Genomic DNA, 14,411 nt, shown 5'->3' on the forward strand with positions numbered 1-14,411 from the left:
AAATTAATAACTCCGAATAAATAATAAAATAACTGTGACGGCAAGCATGGCTACAGCAGTCCAAGTATCTCGTTTGGACCATTTCAAAATTCGATACTTGCTTCGACCTTCTCCGTCCTTATAGCCACGAGACTCCATGGCAATCGCCAAGTCATAAGCGATAGAAAAACTACTGACAAATAGTGGAATCAAAATAGGAACAAATGATTTGATCCGCTTGATCAATCCACCTTCCCCAAAATCAACTCCACGTGCTCTTTGGGCATCCATTATCGTCGTCGTTTCATCAATCAACAGCGGCACAAACCGTAATGCAATCGACAACATCAAAGCAACTTGTGTGACAGGAAATTTTATTGCCTTCAAAGGCTTTAAAATGCTCTCGATTGAATCAGAAATCTCGATTGGTGTCGTTGTTAACGTCAGTAACGTTGAAACAAAGATAATCAGTACGAATCTGATAAAGATATAACCAGAAACAACTAGACCTTCTCTAGAAAGGGTCAGTATTCCAAAACTCCATAGTGGATCTTTACTGGGCGTAAAAAACATTTGCAGTATGACGGTGAACAATATCAGCCAAAACATCGGTCGCAAACCTTTGAGGAAAAATCCTAGATTTATCTTTGACAAATAAACCGCAAATAAAACAAACAATAATAAAAATCCATATGAAACGACATTGTTCGCCAAAAATACGATACCAATAAAATAAAATGTAATAAGAAATTTTCCACGGGGATCCAACCGATAGAGGAACGAATCTCCAGGTAAATAACGTCCAAGAATTAATTTGTTCATTTAATCACCAATTTGTTGTTTTATTTCAGCCGATAAGTCACTGATAGTTATAGGTAATTGATCGAATTGAAAATATTTTTTTGCTAATCTTTGGGCAAAAATCGCACTTTGAGGAAGTGTTAGAATCTCGTCATCTAATAACTGCTGGTTGTTGAAAACTTCCTTAGGAGTTCCCTCAGCCACTTTTTTACCGTCATGCATAACAACTACTTCGTCAGCGTAGTTAGCCACATCATCCATATTATGAGTGATCAAAATGATCGTCCTACCTTCAGCTTGTAGCTTCTTGAACAACTCCATTATGTCCTTGCGTCCGACTGGGTCCAATCCAGCTGTCGGCTCATCTAAGATGATTGTTTCGGGATGCGTTGCCAATACACCAGCAATAGCTACACGGCGCATTTGTCCACCAGACAAGTCAAATGGTGACTTATCCAAATATTTTTCGTCTAAACCCACAAGTTTAATCATATCATGAGCTGAGGCTTTTGCTTCCTCTTCTGGGATACCAAAATTCATTGGTCCAAACATAATATCTTTTTCCACAGTATCTTCGAACAACTGACTTTCAGGAAATTGAAAGACCATTCCGACATTCTTACGCAGTGGTTTCAAATTTTTATTGTTAGTTTCTGAATTGATCTCTCGATCACCGACAGTGATAGTACCACTAGTTGGCTTCAATAATGCATTGATATGTCTGACCAAAGTCGACTTACCACTACCTGTTTTACCAATGATAGCCGTGAATTTTTGATCACGGATCTTAACAGATACATCATCCAGTCCGAGTGCTGCGAGAGGATTATTTGCTTCATATGCGTGTGTTACATTTTTGAAGATGATTTCCATATGCTATCGATTAACTCCTCTTCATTTAAATAGCCCTCAGGCAGTTTTATCGTATCTCTTAGTGATGAGGCTACTTGACTTGAAAATGGCTCCTCAAGCCCAAAATCAGCCAGCTCAGACCCTAGATCATAAATACTCTTAGGATCAGCATCCTTCACAACTTGTCCGTTATTTAAAACAACAATTCTCTCTGACAATTGAGTCTCTTCAATATCATGCGTGATCGAAATTATCGTGATATCTTGTTCCTGACGAAGGCGTTCGATTAAGTCTAAAACCGTTTTACGTCCGTTTGGATCCAACATACTAGTTGATTCGTCCATAATAATAATCTGCGGTTTAGTGGCCAGCACACCTGCAATTGCCACTCGTTGTTTTTGTCCACCAGAAAGAGATTGAGGATCACGCGTCTTGTACTCTTGCATATCCACCATTTCCAGAGCTTCTTCAACCTTGGTGATCATTTCTTCTCTAGGTACACCTTGGTTTTCTAACCCAAAAGCAACGTCATCTTCTACGGTCGCACCGACAAATTGATGATCAGGGTTTTGAAAAATAATACCGATTTTTTCCCTAGCTTCCCAAATATTATCTTCGTTGATAGTTTGACCAGCAATTTGAATCGTTCCAGAGTCACACTCAATTAGACCATCGATCAACTTAGTAAGCGTAGATTTTCCACTACCATTCTTACCGACGATCGAAAGCCATTCATTTGTATGTATATCTAACGACAAGTTATTGATTGCGGAAGTTTCTGAATCAGGATACGTGTACGTTATATTTTTTATAGAAATTATATTATCCACTTATTTCTCCTCGATATCTGCTAGTTATATCATAGCGAAAAAAATCTATTTTGGGTAAAAAAAAATCATTCGACAAATTAGTGTTCCGTTTTACCGAAATCTCAGAGATAGACTTGGCTATATGATAACCATCATCTTAACACTCACTAATTTATCAGAATGACTGATTTTAATAAACTTATTATTAAACTAATTCAATAATAACCATTGGAGCTGCGTCGCCACGGCGAGGTGCAGTCTTCAAGATGCGTGTGTATCCACCATTACGTTCTTTGTAACGAGGTGCAATATCACTAAACAACTTTTGAAGTGCTGATTGAACAACAACTGCATCGTCTTCTTCTGAGATGTTAGCAATTTCATTTCTAACATATGCAGCAGCTAAACGACGAGCATGAAGATCTCCGCGCTTACCAAGGGTAATCATCTTTTCAGTTGTACGGCTGATTTCCTTAGCACGAGTTTGAGTTGTAACAATACGTTCATTAATAATTAAATCAGTAGTTAAATCACGTAACATTGCTTTTCTTTGAGAACTTGTACGTCCTAATTTACGGTAGCCCATGTCTATACCTCCTGTTTGAATTTCAGACTATTAGTCTTCTTGCCTTAATGACAATCCAAGATCAGCGAGCTTTTCTTTAACTTCAACCAATGACTTGCGTCCAAGATTACGAACTCTCATCATATCAGCTTCAGATTTTTCAGTAAGCTCTTGCACAGTATTAATACCGGCACGCTTCAAACAATTGTATGAACGAACTGATAAGTCCAATTCTTCAATTGTCATTTCAAGCTTCTTCTCTTTTTGTGTTTCTTCTTTTTCGATCATCATATCAGCGCTCTTAGCTTCTTCTGTAAGGTTAACAAAACTAGTTAAGTGTTCTGTTAGGATCTTAGCAGATAAACTAATAGCTTCTCGTGGTCCAATTGAACCATTTGTCCAGATATCAATTGTTAATTTGTCGAAGTCGTTTCTCTTACCCACACGAGTGTTTTCAACTTGATAGTTAACTTTATCTACTGGTGTAAAAATAGAGTCAACTGGTAAAACACCGATAGGTGTCTCATCTGTTTTATTTTGTTCTGCAGGAGTATATCCACGACCATTTTTAATTGTCATTTGCATGTGGAAGTGTCCACCCTCAGCAACAGTACAAATAAATTGTTCTGGATCGAGGATTTCCAAATCATCATCAGCCTTGATATCTTTTGCTGTTACAGTAGCAGGACCAACAATGTCGATTTCAGCTTTTAAACTGTCTTCAGCATAAGATTTAAGGTTTAGATCTTTGACGTTTAGCACGATTTGTGTAACGTCTTCGATTACACCATCAATAGCTGAAAATTCATGCAATACACCATCTATTTGAATATCTGAGACCGCTGTTCCTGGTAATGATGCTAATAGGACTCTACGTAAAGAGTTACCTAATGTTGTACCATAACCTCTTTCCAACGGTTCGATAATATATTTACCGTAATCATTGCTTTCTTCAACTGCAGTGATAGTTGGCTTTTCAAATTCGATCATTCGGTTAGTTCCCCTTTCAAAACGAAATGTGTGTAGCTTAGTTCATATGGGTATAAAACCATTCTATACACGACGACGCTTTGGAGGACGTGAGCCGTTATGAGGAACTGGTGTGACGTCACGAATAGCTGTGATTTCCAATCCAGTAGCTTGTAATGAACGAATTGCAGCTTCACGACCTGAACCAGGACCCTTAACAGCTACTTCGACTGTTTTCATACCATGTTCCATTGATTCTTTAGCAGCTGCTTCACCAGCCATTTGTGCAGCAAATGGTGTTGATTTACGGCTTCCTTTGAATCCTAGTGCACCAGCTGATGACCATGAAACGGCATTACCGTTAACATCAGTGATCATAACTAGTGTGTTGTTGAATGTGGAGTGGATATGTGCAACACCAGATTCAATATGCTTCTTAGTACGGCGCTTACGACCTTTACTTTGTGCCATGAATTAACCTCCTAACTGTTAATTACTTCTTCTTACCCGCGATAGATACTTTCTTACCTTTACGAGTTCTTGCATTATTCTTTGTGTTTTGACCTCTAACTGGCAAACCACGACGATGTCTCATACCACGGTATGAACCAATTTCTTGTAGTCTCTTAATGTCCATGCTTACTGAACGACGTAAGTCACCTTCGACACGTACCTTGTCAACTTCTGCACGAATCTTATCTTCTTGATCAGGAGTTAAGTCTCTTGTACGTACGTCTTCAGATACGCCGGCATCTTTTAGCACTTTTTGGGCTGTTGTATTACCAATACCAAAAATGTATGTTAAGGCAATAACGATTCTCTTATCACGAGGTAAATCTACACCTGCTATACGAGCCATTAATTGCACCTCCTATGTTTTATTATCCTTGTCTTTGTTTGTGCTTTGGATCTGCAGAGCAAATAACCATGACGCGACCGCGTCTCTTAATTACTTTACAGTGTTCGCACATAGGTTTAACGGATGGTCTTACTTTCATGTTGGAACCTCCATTCCATTAAAATCATATTATCTATATCTATATGTAATTCTTCCCTTGGTTAAATCATAAGGGGATAATTCCACGGTAACCTTATCACCGGGTAAAATTCTAATGTAGTGCATACGGATTTTACCTGACACATGGGCCAACACGGTTGCACCATTCTCAAGCTTTACCTTAAACATTGCGTTAGGCAATGTTTCTGAAATTGTACCTTCTACTTCAATGACATCTTCTTTTGCCAAAGATATTAACCTCCATCGGGATGAAATTCATTCGCATATACCGCAAGATTATACAATATTCTTGCGTCCATGTAAACAAATAAAAGTAAAAAGTCTTACAGACTTTGTAAAACTTTCTTTACTTCGTTATAAACTTCATCTATTTCTTGTTCACCGTTGACTTTATGCAATAAGTTTAACTTATCATAAAAATCAATTAATGGTGTATTCATTTCAATATTAACTTTTAATCTATTCTTAACTGTTTCTGGCTTATCATCCTCACGTTGGAAGAACTCGTGTCCGCCACAGACGTCACATGTTCCCTCAACCTTAGTAGGATTATAAATTTTATGATATGTAGCTCCACATGTGGAACAGATATATCTTCCAGATAAACGATCAACTAATGCCTCAGGCTTTACATCTATGTAGATGACAGCATCTATAGGTTTGTTTACATTCTTTGCAATTGTCTGTAAAGCATTTGCCTGTTCAAGAGTTCTCGGAAATCCGTCTAGCATATATCCATTCTGTTGAACGTCTTCTTTAGCTAAGCGTTCTTCAACGATAGCTTCGGTAACGTCATCAGGAACAAGAGCACCTTTGTCGATAAAACTCTTGGCTTTAAGACCAACTTCTGTTTTATCAGACATAGCTTGTCTGAACATATCTCCAGTAGAAATATGAACTACCTTAAAATCTTCAACAATCTTTTCAGCTTGAGTACCCTTACCGGCACCAGGTAATCCCATCAATACAATATTCATCGTCACATCTCCAATTATCTAATAAATCCAACGTATTCACGTTTCATCAATAGACCTCTCAATTGTCGATCCATTTCCAAAGCAACACCAACGATGATCAATAAACTAGTACCACCTAATCCGATGGACTGAGGTAAATTGAACAAGTTAGCTGCTAATAATGGAAGCAACGAAACAAGTCCTAGGAACACTGAACCAACAGTTGAAAGTCTCATTAGAACACCTGACATGAACTTGATAGTTTCATTACCAGGCCATACACCAGGAATATAAGCTCCCTGTTTTTGCAAGTTTTCTGCAAGCTTCTCAGGATTTACTTGAACAAATGCATAGAAGAATGTGAATAACACAATCAACAATGTATATAGTAGAGATCCTGTTGTCGTTTGCATACTGAATATATTAGTCAATACTTGATACCATGTATCTTCACTGTGATTTGCTTGGAACGCCATCAAAATTGTTTGAGGAGTAACAATAAACGAACTAGCGAAGATAACTGGAATAACACCAGCAACGTTAACTTTTAATGGTAGGAAACTTTCGCTACCACTTCCGGCTGCACGTCTTGTATATTGGATTGGAATCTTTCTATTAGCTTGTTGAACAAACGTAACGAATAGAACAACTGCCAAAATAGCGATGGTCAATCCAACAATGAATCCAATATTTTTTGCTAAATCTGAAGAACTAGCATTGATAACATTATCACGGAAAATCTCATAAACTCCATTAGGGAATCTAGCGATAATACCAGCGAAGATAATTACCGAAACACCATTTCCTAGACCTTTATCTGTGATCTGTTCACCAATCCAAGTAAGCAACATCGTACCACCAGTTAAGATGACACCAATTGTAATAAATGCTCTTAAATTCGGTGACTTAACTAGTCCCAAACCACTCAATTGGTTAAATCCGGCAGTGATACCGATTGATTGAACAAAGCCTAAAACAATCGTCAAATATCTCGTTACCTGATTTAGTTTTCTACGACCGACTTCACCTTGTTTACTCCATTCAACAAACTTAGGAACAATATCCATCTGTAATAGTTGAACAACAATTTGAGCGGTAATGAATGGTGAAACACCCATTGAGAAAATTGAGTAGTTTGAAAGACCACCACCAGTTACGGTATCTAGCAGGGGAACTAACCCTGTGGAACTAACCTTGTCCATCGCAGCAGCGTTAACACCAGGGACCGTAATTTGTGATCCTAAACGGTATATCACAAGTAACATCAAGGTAAATAGAATCTTTTTACGGATCTCCTTCACCTTTAGAGCATCTCTGATAGTTCTAAGCATTAGATCACCTCTACAGTTCCACCAGCAGCTTCGATTGCTTTAGTAGCAGCGTCAGAGCTCTTAGCAACTTTTACAGTTAACTTAGCACTAACTTCGCCATTTGCAAGTAATTTGACACCGTTATATTCTTTCTTAACGATTCCGGCTTCTTTTAATGTATCGATATTAACTTCAGCACCGTCATTGAACTTGCTAAGGTCTTTAAGGTTTACAATAGCGTATTCCTTGCGGTTGAAATTATTAAATCCGCGTTTTGGCATACGACGGAACAATGGCATTTGTCCACCTTCAAAACCAATACGTGTTTTACCACCAGATCTAGCTAATTGACCTTTTTGTCCACGACCAGCAGTTTTACCTTGGCCACTTGAAGTACCACGACCTAGACGTTTTCTTGAATGTCTTGAGCCTGTACTTGGTTTAAGTTCGTTTAGTTCCATTATTGCACCTCCTAATCTTTAAAAATTATTAATCTTTAACTTCTTCGACACTTACTAAGTGAGCGATCTTTAATACAGCACCACGAATAGCAGGATCATCCGGCTTAACAACAGAGCTATTAACTCTTCCGAGTCCTAGTTCCTTAACAATTGTACGTTGAGCAGGAAGGCGGTGAGCTGCACTTCTAATAAGAGTAATCTTAAGTTTAGCCATTATTACACACCTTTCTTCTAGTTAAGCAAGTCTTGAGCTGAAATTCCGCGCATTTCTGCGACAGTTTCAGCAGTCTTGATTTCTTTTAAGCCTTCGATTGTAGCACGAATTACGTTAATTGGTGTATTTCTTCCAAGTGACTTACTTGTAATATCACCAACACCGGCTAATTCAAGAACGGCACGAACTGAACCACCAGCGGCGATTCCAGAACCTTCAACAGCTGGCTTCAACATAATTCTACCAGCGCCGTATCTACCGATAACTTCGTGAGGAATTGTTGAACCTACCATAGGAACATTGATTAAGTTCTTCTTGGCATCTTCAACAGCTTTACGAATAGCTTCAGGAACTTCTTGAGCTTTACCTGTACCGAAACCTACGTGACCATTCTTGTCACCAACGATTACGATAGCAGCAAAACGTAGACGGCGTCCACCTTTAACAACCTTAGTAACACGGTTGATTGAGACAACGCGATCTTCTAGTTCGAATTGAGATGGATCGATATATGTCATAAATTTGGTTTCCTCCTTCTAGAATTTTAGCCCATTTTCACGAGCTGCTTCAGCAAGACTTTGTACACGACCATGGTATAGGTATCCTCCACGATCAAATACAACGTTACTGATTTTAGCTTCATTAGCTCTTTGTGCAACTAATGCACCAACAGCTGTAGCTTGTTCAACTTTTGAACCGTCTTTGACTTCTTTATCAAGAGTTGAGGCACTTGCTAGCGTTACACCCTTTACGTCATCAATTACTTGAGCGTAAATGTTTTTATTAGAACGAAATACATTTAAGCGTGGGCGCTCAGCAGTACCAGAGATTTTACCACGAACACGTTTTTGACGCTTTTGACGTGCTTTGTTTTTATCTGGTTTTGAAATCACAATATTCACCTCATAGAATTATTTAGAACTATTTACCAGTCTTACCTTCTTTACGACGTACATATTCGTCAACATAACGAATACCTTTACCTTTATAAGGTTCTGGAGGACGTACATCGCGTATTTCAGCAGCAAATTGTCCAACTTTTTGCTTGCTGATACCTGAAATATTGATTTCAGTGTTTGAAGGTGATTCGATTGTAATACCTTCTGGGGCATCCATAACAACTGGATGTGAGTATCCAACTGAAAGTGTCAATGTGTTACCTTTAACTTGTGCACGGTAACCAACACCTCTAAGTTCAAGTTTCTTTACATAACCTTCTGTAACACCTTGAACCATGTTGAATAAGTTTGAACGCATTGTTCCGTGAATAGCTTTGTCATTGTCGCTTTCACGATCGAACTTAGCTTCGTTACCTTCAAGAGTCAACTTGATCTTTGGATCAAAATGTCTTGTTAGTTCACCCTTTGGGCCTTTAACAGTGATGTTTTCATCTTTTTGTGTAATTGTAACGCCTGCTGGCACTTCAATTACTTTATATCCGATACGACTCAAATTAGTGCACCTCCTTGTCTTTAAAAAATATTACCAAATGTAAGCAATTACTTCTCCACCCACGTGTTGTGCGCGAGCTTCTTTATCAGTAATAACACCTTTTGATGTTGAAAGAATAGCGATACCTAATCCATTAAGAACCTTTGGCACGTTATCTGAATCAACATAACTACGCAAGCCTGGTCTTGAAATACGTTTCAAGCCTGAGATAACGCGTTGTTGATCTTTACCATATTTAAGGAAAATACGAAGTACACCTTGTTTGTTATCATCGATAACTTCGTAATCCTTGATAAATCCTTCATTCTTCAAAATCTCTGTCATACTCTTCTTAATGTTTGATGCAGGTACTTCTAGAGATTCATGTTTAACCATATTAGCATTACGGATACGTGTTAGGTAGTCCGCAATAGGATCTGTCATGACCATTTAATTTACCTCCTTATTAGTGTTCTTTCTACCAACTAGCTTTTCTCATGCCAGGGATTTGACCTTTATGAGCCAATTCGCGAAGGCAAACACGGCAAAGCTTAAATTTACGATATACAGAATGTGGACGACCACAGCGTTCACAACGAGTATATTCTTGTGATGAGAACTTAGCAGGTCTATGATTCCGTACAATTTGAGATGTCTTAGCCAATGAATTTGACCTCCTTTATTATTTTGTGAATGGCATTCCGATTTGTGATAATAATTCACGTGATTCTTCGTCTGTGTTAGCTGTTGTAACAATAACGACGTCCAATCCACGAATCTTATTAACCTTATCGTAGTCAATTTCTGGGAAAACCAATTGTTCTTTAAGTCCTAGTGTGTAGTTACCACGACCATCAAATGAGCGTGTACCAACACCACGGAAATCACGAACACGAGGTAATGCAATGTTGATCAACTTATCAAGGAAGTCATACATGCGGTCACCACGAAGAGTAACTTTAGCACCGATTGACATACCTTCACGAAGTCTAAAACCAGCGATTGATTTCTTAGCCTTTGTAATTAAAGGTTTTTGACCAGCAATTAGACCTAATTCTTCAACTGCTTCATCAAGATTCTTTGAGTTAGCAATTGCGTCACCAACACCCATGTTCAAAACGACCTTTTCGATCTTTGGTGTTTGCATAACTGATGTGTAATTGAATTTTTCCATCATTGATGGTGTAATTTCTTTTACATACATTTCTTTTAATGCATTAGCCATTTAGTTTTCTCCTTTCTTATTTATCTTCTTTTTTATCAGTTGATTTACTTACTACTTTTACATTACTTATACTAATAGGTCTCTCAATGTCGATAATTCCACCTTGAGGTTGTGTATTAGTTGGCTTTGAGTGTTTCTTAACAACGTTCACGCCTTCGACGATAACTTTGTTAGCACTTGGAAAGGCTTGTTTAACTACGCCTTGTGTGCCTTTGCCATCACCAGAAATAATTTCAACGTTGTCTCCAGTTTTTATAAACACTATTCAGCACCTCCTGAATTAAATTGATCTTTTTATAGCACTTCTGGTGCTAATGAGACGATCTTCATAAAATCGTTATCACGTAGTTCACGAGCAACGGGTCCGAAGATACGAGTTCCTCTAGGTGTCTTGTCAGCATTAATAATAACCGCAGCGTTTTCATCAAATCTGATGTAAGAACCATCTGTACGGTGCGCACCAGATACAGTTCTTACGATAACTGCCTTAACGACGTCACCTTTTTTAACAACGCCACCTGGTGTTGCTTGTTTGACAGTAGCAACGATAACGTCTCCGATATTAGCTGTCTTACGGTTTGAACCACCAAGAACTTTAATAGTTAGAATTTCACGAGCTCCAGAGTTATCTGCAACTTTTAGACGACTTTCTTGTTGAATCACTTCTTGGTCCTCCTCTCATCAGTAATTGTTTCTAGATAATAACTGCTTTTTCGACGATTTCTAATAAACGGAAGCGCTTTGTCTTTGACAAAGGTCGAGTTTCCATGATACGTACAATATCGCCCATCTTTGCTTCGTTCTTTTCATCTTGAACGTAGTACTTCTTTGAATATCTAACACGCTTCTTGTATACAGGGTGGTTCTTGTATGTTTCAACAACAACTACGATAGTTTTGTCCATCTTGTCTGATACAACGCGGCCTTGATATACCTTACGGCTATTACGGCTTTCTTGTTTTTCGCTCAACTTGAGATCTCCCTTCCCTTTATTAGTTTTCGTTATTCTTTTGATTTTGAACAGTTCTTAATCTTGCGATGTTCTTTCTTACAGCTTTAAGACGAGCTGTGTTTTCCAATTGACCTGTGGCTTGTTGGAAACGCAAGTTGAATAGTTCTTCTTTATATTCGTTAACTTTATCTTGCAATTGAGCAGCAGTTAGCTCTTTGATTTCACTAGCCTTCATCAGCGCCACCTACTTCCTCACGTTTTACGAACTTAGTTCTAACTGGTAATTTGTGAGATGCAAGTCTCAATGCTTCGCGGGCTACTTCTTCAGGAACGCCGCCGATTTCGAACATTACTTTTTCACGCTTTACAGGAGCTACCCAACCAGCAGGTGCACCTTTACCATTACCCATACGAACTCCAACACCTTTTGCGGTGTATGATTTATGAGGGAAGATTTTAATCCAAACCTTACCACCACGCTTCATGTAACGAGTCATAGCGACACGGGCTGCTTCAATTTGTCTGTTTGAGATCCAGCTTGAATCAAGTGCCTTCAAACCAAACTCACCAAAATCAACATTCTTACCACCCTTAGCTTCTCCGCGCATCTTGCCACGGAATTCACGACGGTGTTTTACACGTTTTGGTACTAGCATAGATTATTCTCCTTTCCCTTCAGTTTTTTCTTGATTACGATTTGGCTTTTCAGGAAGAATTTCACCACGGTAAATCCAAGTTTTAACACCTAAGTTACCATATGTTGTGGCTGCTTCAACCCAAGCATAATCGATATCTGCACGCAATGTGTGTAGAGGAACAGTTCCTTCTGTATGCCATTCTCTACGAGCCATATCGGCACCGTTTAAACGACCAGAGATTTGAACTTTGATACCCTTTGCACCAGCACGTCTTGAGCGTTGAACTGCTTGACGTTGTGCACGTCTGAATGCGATACGTGCTTCTAGTTGACGAGCAATGTTCTCACCAACAAGTTTTGCATCCAAATCAGGTTTCTTAATTTCGATAATATTAATATGAATGTTTCTGTTAACTAGCTTATTTAGTTCATTACGTAATTTTTCGACTTCTGAACCACCTTTACCGATAACCATACCTGGTTTAGCGGTGTGAATTGAAACTGTAACGTTCTTTGCAGTACGTTCGATCTCAATTCTTGAAACGGAAGCATTTGATAGTTTGTCTTCAATATACTTACGAATTCTAAGGTCTTCGTGTAAAAATGTTGAAAAGTCTTTTTCTGCATACCATTTGGCATCCCAGTCACGAATAACGCCGACACGAAATCCTACTGGATTAATCTTTTGACCCACTCAAGTTACCTCCAATACTATTCTTTTTCACTTACTACAACTGTAATGTGACTTGTTCTCTTGTTAATTGGTGATGCTGAACCCTTAGCTCTAGGACGGAAACGTTTTAGAGTTGGTCCTTCGTCAACGAATGCTTCGCTAACAAATAGGTTTTGTGCATCTAAATCAAAGTTATGTTCTGCATTTGCAATAGCTGACTTAAGAGCTTTGGCAATAATTGGAGAGCCTGCTCTTGGTGTGAATTGCAAAATTGCAAGTGCCTCAGCAGCGTTCTTGCCTCTTATTAAATCAATAACAAGGCGAGCTTTGCGAGGTGCAATACGAACATTCTTTACTCTGGCTGTTGCAGATGTAATTTCTTGTTCTGCCATCTTTTAAGTCTCCCTTCTTATTACTTGCCTGTCTTCTTATCGTCATTACCATGACCATGGAATGTACGTGTAGGTACGAATTCGCCTAGCTTGTGACCAACCATATCTTCTTGGATATAAACTGGAACATGCTTACGCCCATCATGAACTGCGATTGTGTAACCTACGAAACTAGGAAAAATTGTTGAACGTCTTGACCATGTCTTGATAACTGATTTCTTATCAGAATCTTCTTGTGCGCTGATCTTCTTTAGAAGATGTGCATCTGCGAATGGTCCCTTTTTTAAACTACGACTCATCTTATGTCCTCCTTATATTATTCTAACGAAATAACTACTTACCTTTTCTGTGACGAACGATAAGCTTTTCAGATTTGGCATGTGATGAACGAGTCTTCTTACCTAAGGTCTTCTTACCCCATGGTGACATTGGTGATGGATGACCGATAGGAGCTTTACCTTCACCACCACCGTGTGGGTGATCGTTAGGGTTCATAACTGATCCACGAACTGTTGGTCTGAATCCTTGCCAACGTTTACGTCCAGCTTTACCAATCTTAATTAATTCATGTTGTTCATTGCCAATAGCACCAACGGTTGCGCGGCATGTTGAAAGTACCATACGTACTTCACCTGAAGGTAAACGTAATAATGAGTACTTACCATCTCTACCAAGCAATTGGATTGAAGTACCAGCAGAACGTCCTATTTGACCACCTTTACCAGGTTTCATTTCAACGTTGTGAATAACTGTACCAACAGGAATGTTTGCTAGTGGAAGTGCATTACCGGGCTTGATATCTGCATCAACACCTGATTCGATAACTTGTCCAACTTCAAGACCCTTAGGAGCTAAGATATATGCTTTAACACCATCTGAATAGTGTAGTAATGCAATGTTAGCTGTACGGTTAGGATCGTATTCAATAGCTTTAACTGTAGCTTTTACACCGTCTTTGATACGTTTGAAATCAATAACACGGTATTTTTGTTTGTGACCACCGCCACGGTGACGAACTGTAATATGACCGTATGAATTACGACCAGCTGTATGGCTTTGTGATTCTAGAAGTGTCTTCTCAGGAGTTGTCTTTGTGATCTCTGAAAAGTCAGAACCTGTCATATTACGACGACCATTTGTGGTTGGCTTATACTTGATAATCGCCAT

The 14,411-nt window shown here is 38.8% G+C and carries 28 protein-coding genes; all 28 read right to left on the reverse strand.

Going from position 1 to position 14,411, the window contains the following annotated elements; genetic code table 11:
- Window positions 1-3 precede the first annotated feature (3 nt).
- Window positions 4-801 (reverse strand): energy-coupling factor transporter transmembrane component T family protein, encoded by a 798-nt coding sequence (locus AC27FM_RS04025; RefSeq protein WP_487086127.1) that lies wholly within the window; start codon window positions 799-801, stop codon window positions 4-6.
- Complete coding sequence (locus AC27FM_RS04030; RefSeq protein WP_487086129.1) at window positions 802-1,653, reverse strand: energy-coupling factor ABC transporter ATP-binding protein; 852 nt, start codon at window positions 1,651-1,653, stop codon at window positions 802-804. It lies immediately after the preceding gene.
- Window positions 1,629-2,462, reverse strand: a complete 834-nt coding sequence (locus tag AC27FM_RS04035; protein WP_487086131.1) for an energy-coupling factor transporter ATPase — start codon at window positions 2,460-2,462, stop codon at window positions 1,629-1,631. Before AC27FM_RS04035 ends, AC27FM_RS04030 begins: the two co-directional genes overlap by 25 nt.
- Window positions 2,463-2,646: 184 nt before the next feature.
- Window positions 2,647-3,027 carry a 50S ribosomal protein L17 gene (rplQ, locus tag AC27FM_RS04040; RefSeq protein ID WP_487086133.1) on the reverse strand — a complete coding sequence of 127 codons (381 nt, stop codon included), beginning with the start codon at window positions 3,025-3,027 and terminating at the stop codon, window positions 2,647-2,649.
- 30 nt (window positions 3,028-3,057) lie between these two features.
- Window positions 3,058-3,996, reverse strand: a complete 939-nt coding sequence (locus AC27FM_RS04045) for a DNA-directed RNA polymerase subunit alpha (RefSeq protein ID WP_487086134.1) — start codon at window positions 3,994-3,996, stop codon at window positions 3,058-3,060.
- A 63-nt stretch (window positions 3,997-4,059) separates the two neighbouring features.
- Window positions 4,060-4,446 (reverse strand): 30S ribosomal protein S11, encoded by a 387-nt coding sequence (gene rpsK / locus AC27FM_RS04050; protein ID WP_025023834.1) that lies wholly within the window; start codon window positions 4,444-4,446, stop codon window positions 4,060-4,062.
- Window positions 4,447-4,468: 22 nt separating this feature from the next.
- A complete protein-coding gene (gene rpsM, locus AC27FM_RS04055) occupies window positions 4,469-4,834 on the reverse strand; it encodes a 30S ribosomal protein S13 (RefSeq protein ID WP_125587930.1) in 366 nt (121 codons plus the stop codon).
- A 22-nt stretch (window positions 4,835-4,856) separates the two neighbouring features.
- On the reverse strand, window positions 4,857-4,973 hold the full coding sequence (rpmJ, locus tag AC27FM_RS04060; protein ID WP_010018546.1) for a 50S ribosomal protein L36: 117 nt from the start codon (window positions 4,971-4,973) through the stop codon (window positions 4,857-4,859).
- A gap of 29 nt (window positions 4,974-5,002) precedes the next feature.
- On the reverse strand, window positions 5,003-5,221 hold the full coding sequence (infA, locus tag AC27FM_RS04065; RefSeq protein WP_010018544.1) for a translation initiation factor IF-1: 219 nt from the start codon (window positions 5,219-5,221) through the stop codon (window positions 5,003-5,005).
- 95 nt (window positions 5,222-5,316) lie between these two features.
- Entirely contained in the window at window positions 5,317-5,970 is a 654-nt protein-coding gene (locus tag AC27FM_RS04070) for an adenylate kinase (RefSeq protein WP_487086137.1), read from the reverse strand.
- A gap of 14 nt (window positions 5,971-5,984) precedes the next feature.
- Window positions 5,985-7,280 (reverse strand): preprotein translocase subunit SecY, encoded by a 1,296-nt coding sequence (secY, locus tag AC27FM_RS04075; RefSeq protein ID WP_487086139.1) that lies wholly within the window; start codon window positions 7,278-7,280, stop codon window positions 5,985-5,987.
- On the reverse strand, window positions 7,280-7,720 hold the full coding sequence (rplO, locus tag AC27FM_RS04080; protein WP_487086141.1) for a 50S ribosomal protein L15: 441 nt from the start codon (window positions 7,718-7,720) through the stop codon (window positions 7,280-7,282). Before rplO ends, secY begins: the two co-directional genes overlap by 1 nt.
- A gap of 28 nt (window positions 7,721-7,748) precedes the next feature.
- On the reverse strand, window positions 7,749-7,934 hold the full coding sequence (gene rpmD, locus AC27FM_RS04085; protein WP_057766328.1) for a 50S ribosomal protein L30: 186 nt from the start codon (window positions 7,932-7,934) through the stop codon (window positions 7,749-7,751).
- A 17-nt stretch (window positions 7,935-7,951) separates the two neighbouring features.
- Window positions 7,952-8,452 carry a 30S ribosomal protein S5 gene (rpsE, locus tag AC27FM_RS04090; RefSeq protein ID WP_487086143.1) on the reverse strand — a complete coding sequence of 167 codons (501 nt, stop codon included), beginning with the start codon at window positions 8,450-8,452 and terminating at the stop codon, window positions 7,952-7,954.
- A gap of 18 nt (window positions 8,453-8,470) precedes the next feature.
- Window positions 8,471-8,836, reverse strand: a complete 366-nt coding sequence (rplR, locus tag AC27FM_RS04095; protein ID WP_487086145.1) for a 50S ribosomal protein L18 — start codon at window positions 8,834-8,836, stop codon at window positions 8,471-8,473.
- 19 nt (window positions 8,837-8,855) lie between these two features.
- Complete coding sequence (gene rplF / locus AC27FM_RS04100; RefSeq protein WP_487086146.1) at window positions 8,856-9,386, reverse strand: 50S ribosomal protein L6; 531 nt, start codon at window positions 9,384-9,386, stop codon at window positions 8,856-8,858.
- Between the two features lie 30 nt (window positions 9,387-9,416).
- The gene (gene rpsH / locus AC27FM_RS04105) at window positions 9,417-9,815 is read right to left on the reverse strand and encodes a 30S ribosomal protein S8 (protein WP_487086147.1); all 399 of its coding nucleotides are present in this window, start codon (window positions 9,813-9,815) and stop codon (window positions 9,417-9,419) included.
- Between the two features lie 28 nt (window positions 9,816-9,843).
- Complete coding sequence (locus AC27FM_RS04110; RefSeq protein WP_487086148.1) at window positions 9,844-10,029, reverse strand: type Z 30S ribosomal protein S14; 186 nt, start codon at window positions 10,027-10,029, stop codon at window positions 9,844-9,846.
- Between the two features lie 18 nt (window positions 10,030-10,047).
- A complete protein-coding gene (gene rplE / locus AC27FM_RS04115) occupies window positions 10,048-10,590 on the reverse strand; it encodes a 50S ribosomal protein L5 (protein WP_487086150.1) in 543 nt (180 codons plus the stop codon).
- Window positions 10,591-10,606: 16 nt separating this feature from the next.
- Window positions 10,607-10,852 carry a 50S ribosomal protein L24 gene (gene rplX / locus AC27FM_RS04120; RefSeq protein WP_487086152.1) on the reverse strand — a complete coding sequence of 82 codons (246 nt, stop codon included), beginning with the start codon at window positions 10,850-10,852 and terminating at the stop codon, window positions 10,607-10,609.
- A 32-nt stretch (window positions 10,853-10,884) separates the two neighbouring features.
- Window positions 10,885-11,253 (reverse strand): 50S ribosomal protein L14, encoded by a 369-nt coding sequence (rplN, locus tag AC27FM_RS04125; protein ID WP_057766345.1) that lies wholly within the window; start codon window positions 11,251-11,253, stop codon window positions 10,885-10,887.
- 31 nt (window positions 11,254-11,284) lie between these two features.
- Window positions 11,285-11,560: a 30S ribosomal protein S17 gene (gene rpsQ / locus AC27FM_RS04130; RefSeq protein WP_487086154.1), complete on the reverse strand. Its 276-nt coding sequence runs from the start codon at window positions 11,558-11,560 to the stop codon at window positions 11,285-11,287.
- A gap of 22 nt (window positions 11,561-11,582) precedes the next feature.
- The gene (gene rpmC, locus AC27FM_RS04135; RefSeq protein ID WP_025023849.1) at window positions 11,583-11,777 is read right to left on the reverse strand and encodes a 50S ribosomal protein L29; all 195 of its coding nucleotides are present in this window, start codon (window positions 11,775-11,777) and stop codon (window positions 11,583-11,585) included.
- On the reverse strand, window positions 11,767-12,198 hold the full coding sequence (rplP, locus tag AC27FM_RS04140) for a 50S ribosomal protein L16 (RefSeq protein WP_487086157.1): 432 nt from the start codon (window positions 12,196-12,198) through the stop codon (window positions 11,767-11,769). The genes rpmC and rplP overlap by 11 nt, the downstream gene beginning before the upstream one ends.
- 3 nt (window positions 12,199-12,201) lie before the next feature.
- Window positions 12,202-12,873: a 30S ribosomal protein S3 gene (gene rpsC / locus AC27FM_RS04145; protein WP_487086159.1), complete on the reverse strand. Its 672-nt coding sequence runs from the start codon at window positions 12,871-12,873 to the stop codon at window positions 12,202-12,204.
- Window positions 12,874-12,890: 17 nt separating this feature from the next.
- Window positions 12,891-13,244 (reverse strand): 50S ribosomal protein L22, encoded by a 354-nt coding sequence (rplV, locus tag AC27FM_RS04150; RefSeq protein WP_487086161.1) that lies wholly within the window; start codon window positions 13,242-13,244, stop codon window positions 12,891-12,893.
- Between the two features lie 20 nt (window positions 13,245-13,264).
- Entirely contained in the window at window positions 13,265-13,543 is a 279-nt protein-coding gene (rpsS, locus tag AC27FM_RS04155) for a 30S ribosomal protein S19 (protein ID WP_487086163.1), read from the reverse strand.
- Between the two features lie 34 nt (window positions 13,544-13,577).
- The gene (gene rplB, locus AC27FM_RS04160) at window positions 13,578-14,411 is read right to left on the reverse strand and encodes a 50S ribosomal protein L2 (RefSeq protein ID WP_487086165.1); all 834 of its coding nucleotides are present in this window, start codon (window positions 14,409-14,411) and stop codon (window positions 13,578-13,580) included.

The sequence above is a fragment of the Companilactobacillus sp. y65-5 genome, assembly GCF_057541095.1.

What these genes read in the sequence shown, in the direction of transcription:
- AC27FM_RS04045 (WP_487086134.1), bottom strand. Translation starts at nt 3,996, where the DNA reads ATGATCGAATTTGAAAAGCCAACTATCACTGCAGTTGAAGAAAGCAAT.
- rpsK (WP_025023834.1), bottom strand. Translation starts at nt 4,446, where the DNA reads ATGGCACAAAGTAAAGGTCGTAAGCGCCGTACTAAGAAGCATATTGAA.
- rpsM (WP_125587930.1), bottom strand. Translation starts at nt 4,834, where the DNA reads ATGGCTCGTATAGCAGGTGTAGATTTACCTCGTGATAAGAGAATCGTT.
- rplQ (WP_487086133.1), bottom strand. Translation starts at nt 3,027, where the DNA reads ATGGGCTACCGTAAATTAGGACGTACAAGTTCTCAAAGAAAAGCAATG.
- AC27FM_RS04070 (WP_487086137.1), bottom strand. Translation starts at nt 5,970, where the DNA reads ATGAATATTGTATTGATGGGATTACCTGGTGCCGGTAAGGGTACTCAA.
- rpmJ (WP_010018546.1), bottom strand. Translation starts at nt 4,973, where the DNA reads ATGAAAGTAAGACCATCCGTTAAACCTATGTGCGAACACTGTAAAGTA.
- rpsE (WP_487086143.1), bottom strand. Translation starts at nt 8,452, where the DNA reads ATGACATATATCGATCCATCTCAATTCGAACTAGAAGATCGCGTTGTC.
- AC27FM_RS04025 (WP_487086127.1), bottom strand. Translation starts at nt 801, where the DNA reads ATGAACAAATTAATTCTTGGACGTTATTTACCTGGAGATTCGTTCCTC.
- rplP (WP_487086157.1), bottom strand. Translation starts at nt 12,198, where the DNA reads ATGCTAGTACCAAAACGTGTAAAACACCGTCGTGAATTCCGTGGCAAG.
- rplO (WP_487086141.1), bottom strand. Translation starts at nt 7,720, where the DNA reads ATGGAACTAAACGAACTTAAACCAAGTACAGGCTCAAGACATTCAAGA.
- rpmD (WP_057766328.1), bottom strand. Translation starts at nt 7,934, where the DNA reads ATGGCTAAACTTAAGATTACTCTTATTAGAAGTGCAGCTCACCGCCTT.
- rplE (WP_487086150.1), bottom strand. Translation starts at nt 10,590, where the DNA reads ATGGCTAATGCATTAAAAGAAATGTATGTAAAAGAAATTACACCATCA.
- secY (WP_487086139.1), bottom strand. Translation starts at nt 7,280, where the DNA reads ATGCTTAGAACTATCAGAGATGCTCTAAAGGTGAAGGAGATCCGTAAA.
- rpsH (WP_487086147.1), bottom strand. Translation starts at nt 9,815, where the DNA reads ATGGTCATGACAGATCCTATTGCGGACTACCTAACACGTATCCGTAAT.
- rplV (WP_487086161.1), bottom strand. Translation starts at nt 13,244, where the DNA reads ATGGCAGAACAAGAAATTACATCTGCAACAGCCAGAGTAAAGAATGTT.
- rpsS (WP_487086163.1), bottom strand. Translation starts at nt 13,543, where the DNA reads ATGAGTCGTAGTTTAAAAAAGGGACCATTCGCAGATGCACATCTTCTA.
- rpmC (WP_025023849.1), bottom strand. Translation starts at nt 11,777, where the DNA reads ATGAAGGCTAGTGAAATCAAAGAGCTAACTGCTGCTCAATTGCAAGAT.
- AC27FM_RS04030 (WP_487086129.1), bottom strand. Translation starts at nt 1,653, where the DNA reads ATGGAAATCATCTTCAAAAATGTAACACACGCATATGAAGCAAATAAT.
- rplB (WP_487086165.1), bottom strand. Translation starts at nt 14,411, where the DNA reads ATGGCGATTATCAAGTATAAGCCAACCACAAATGGTCGTCGTAATATG.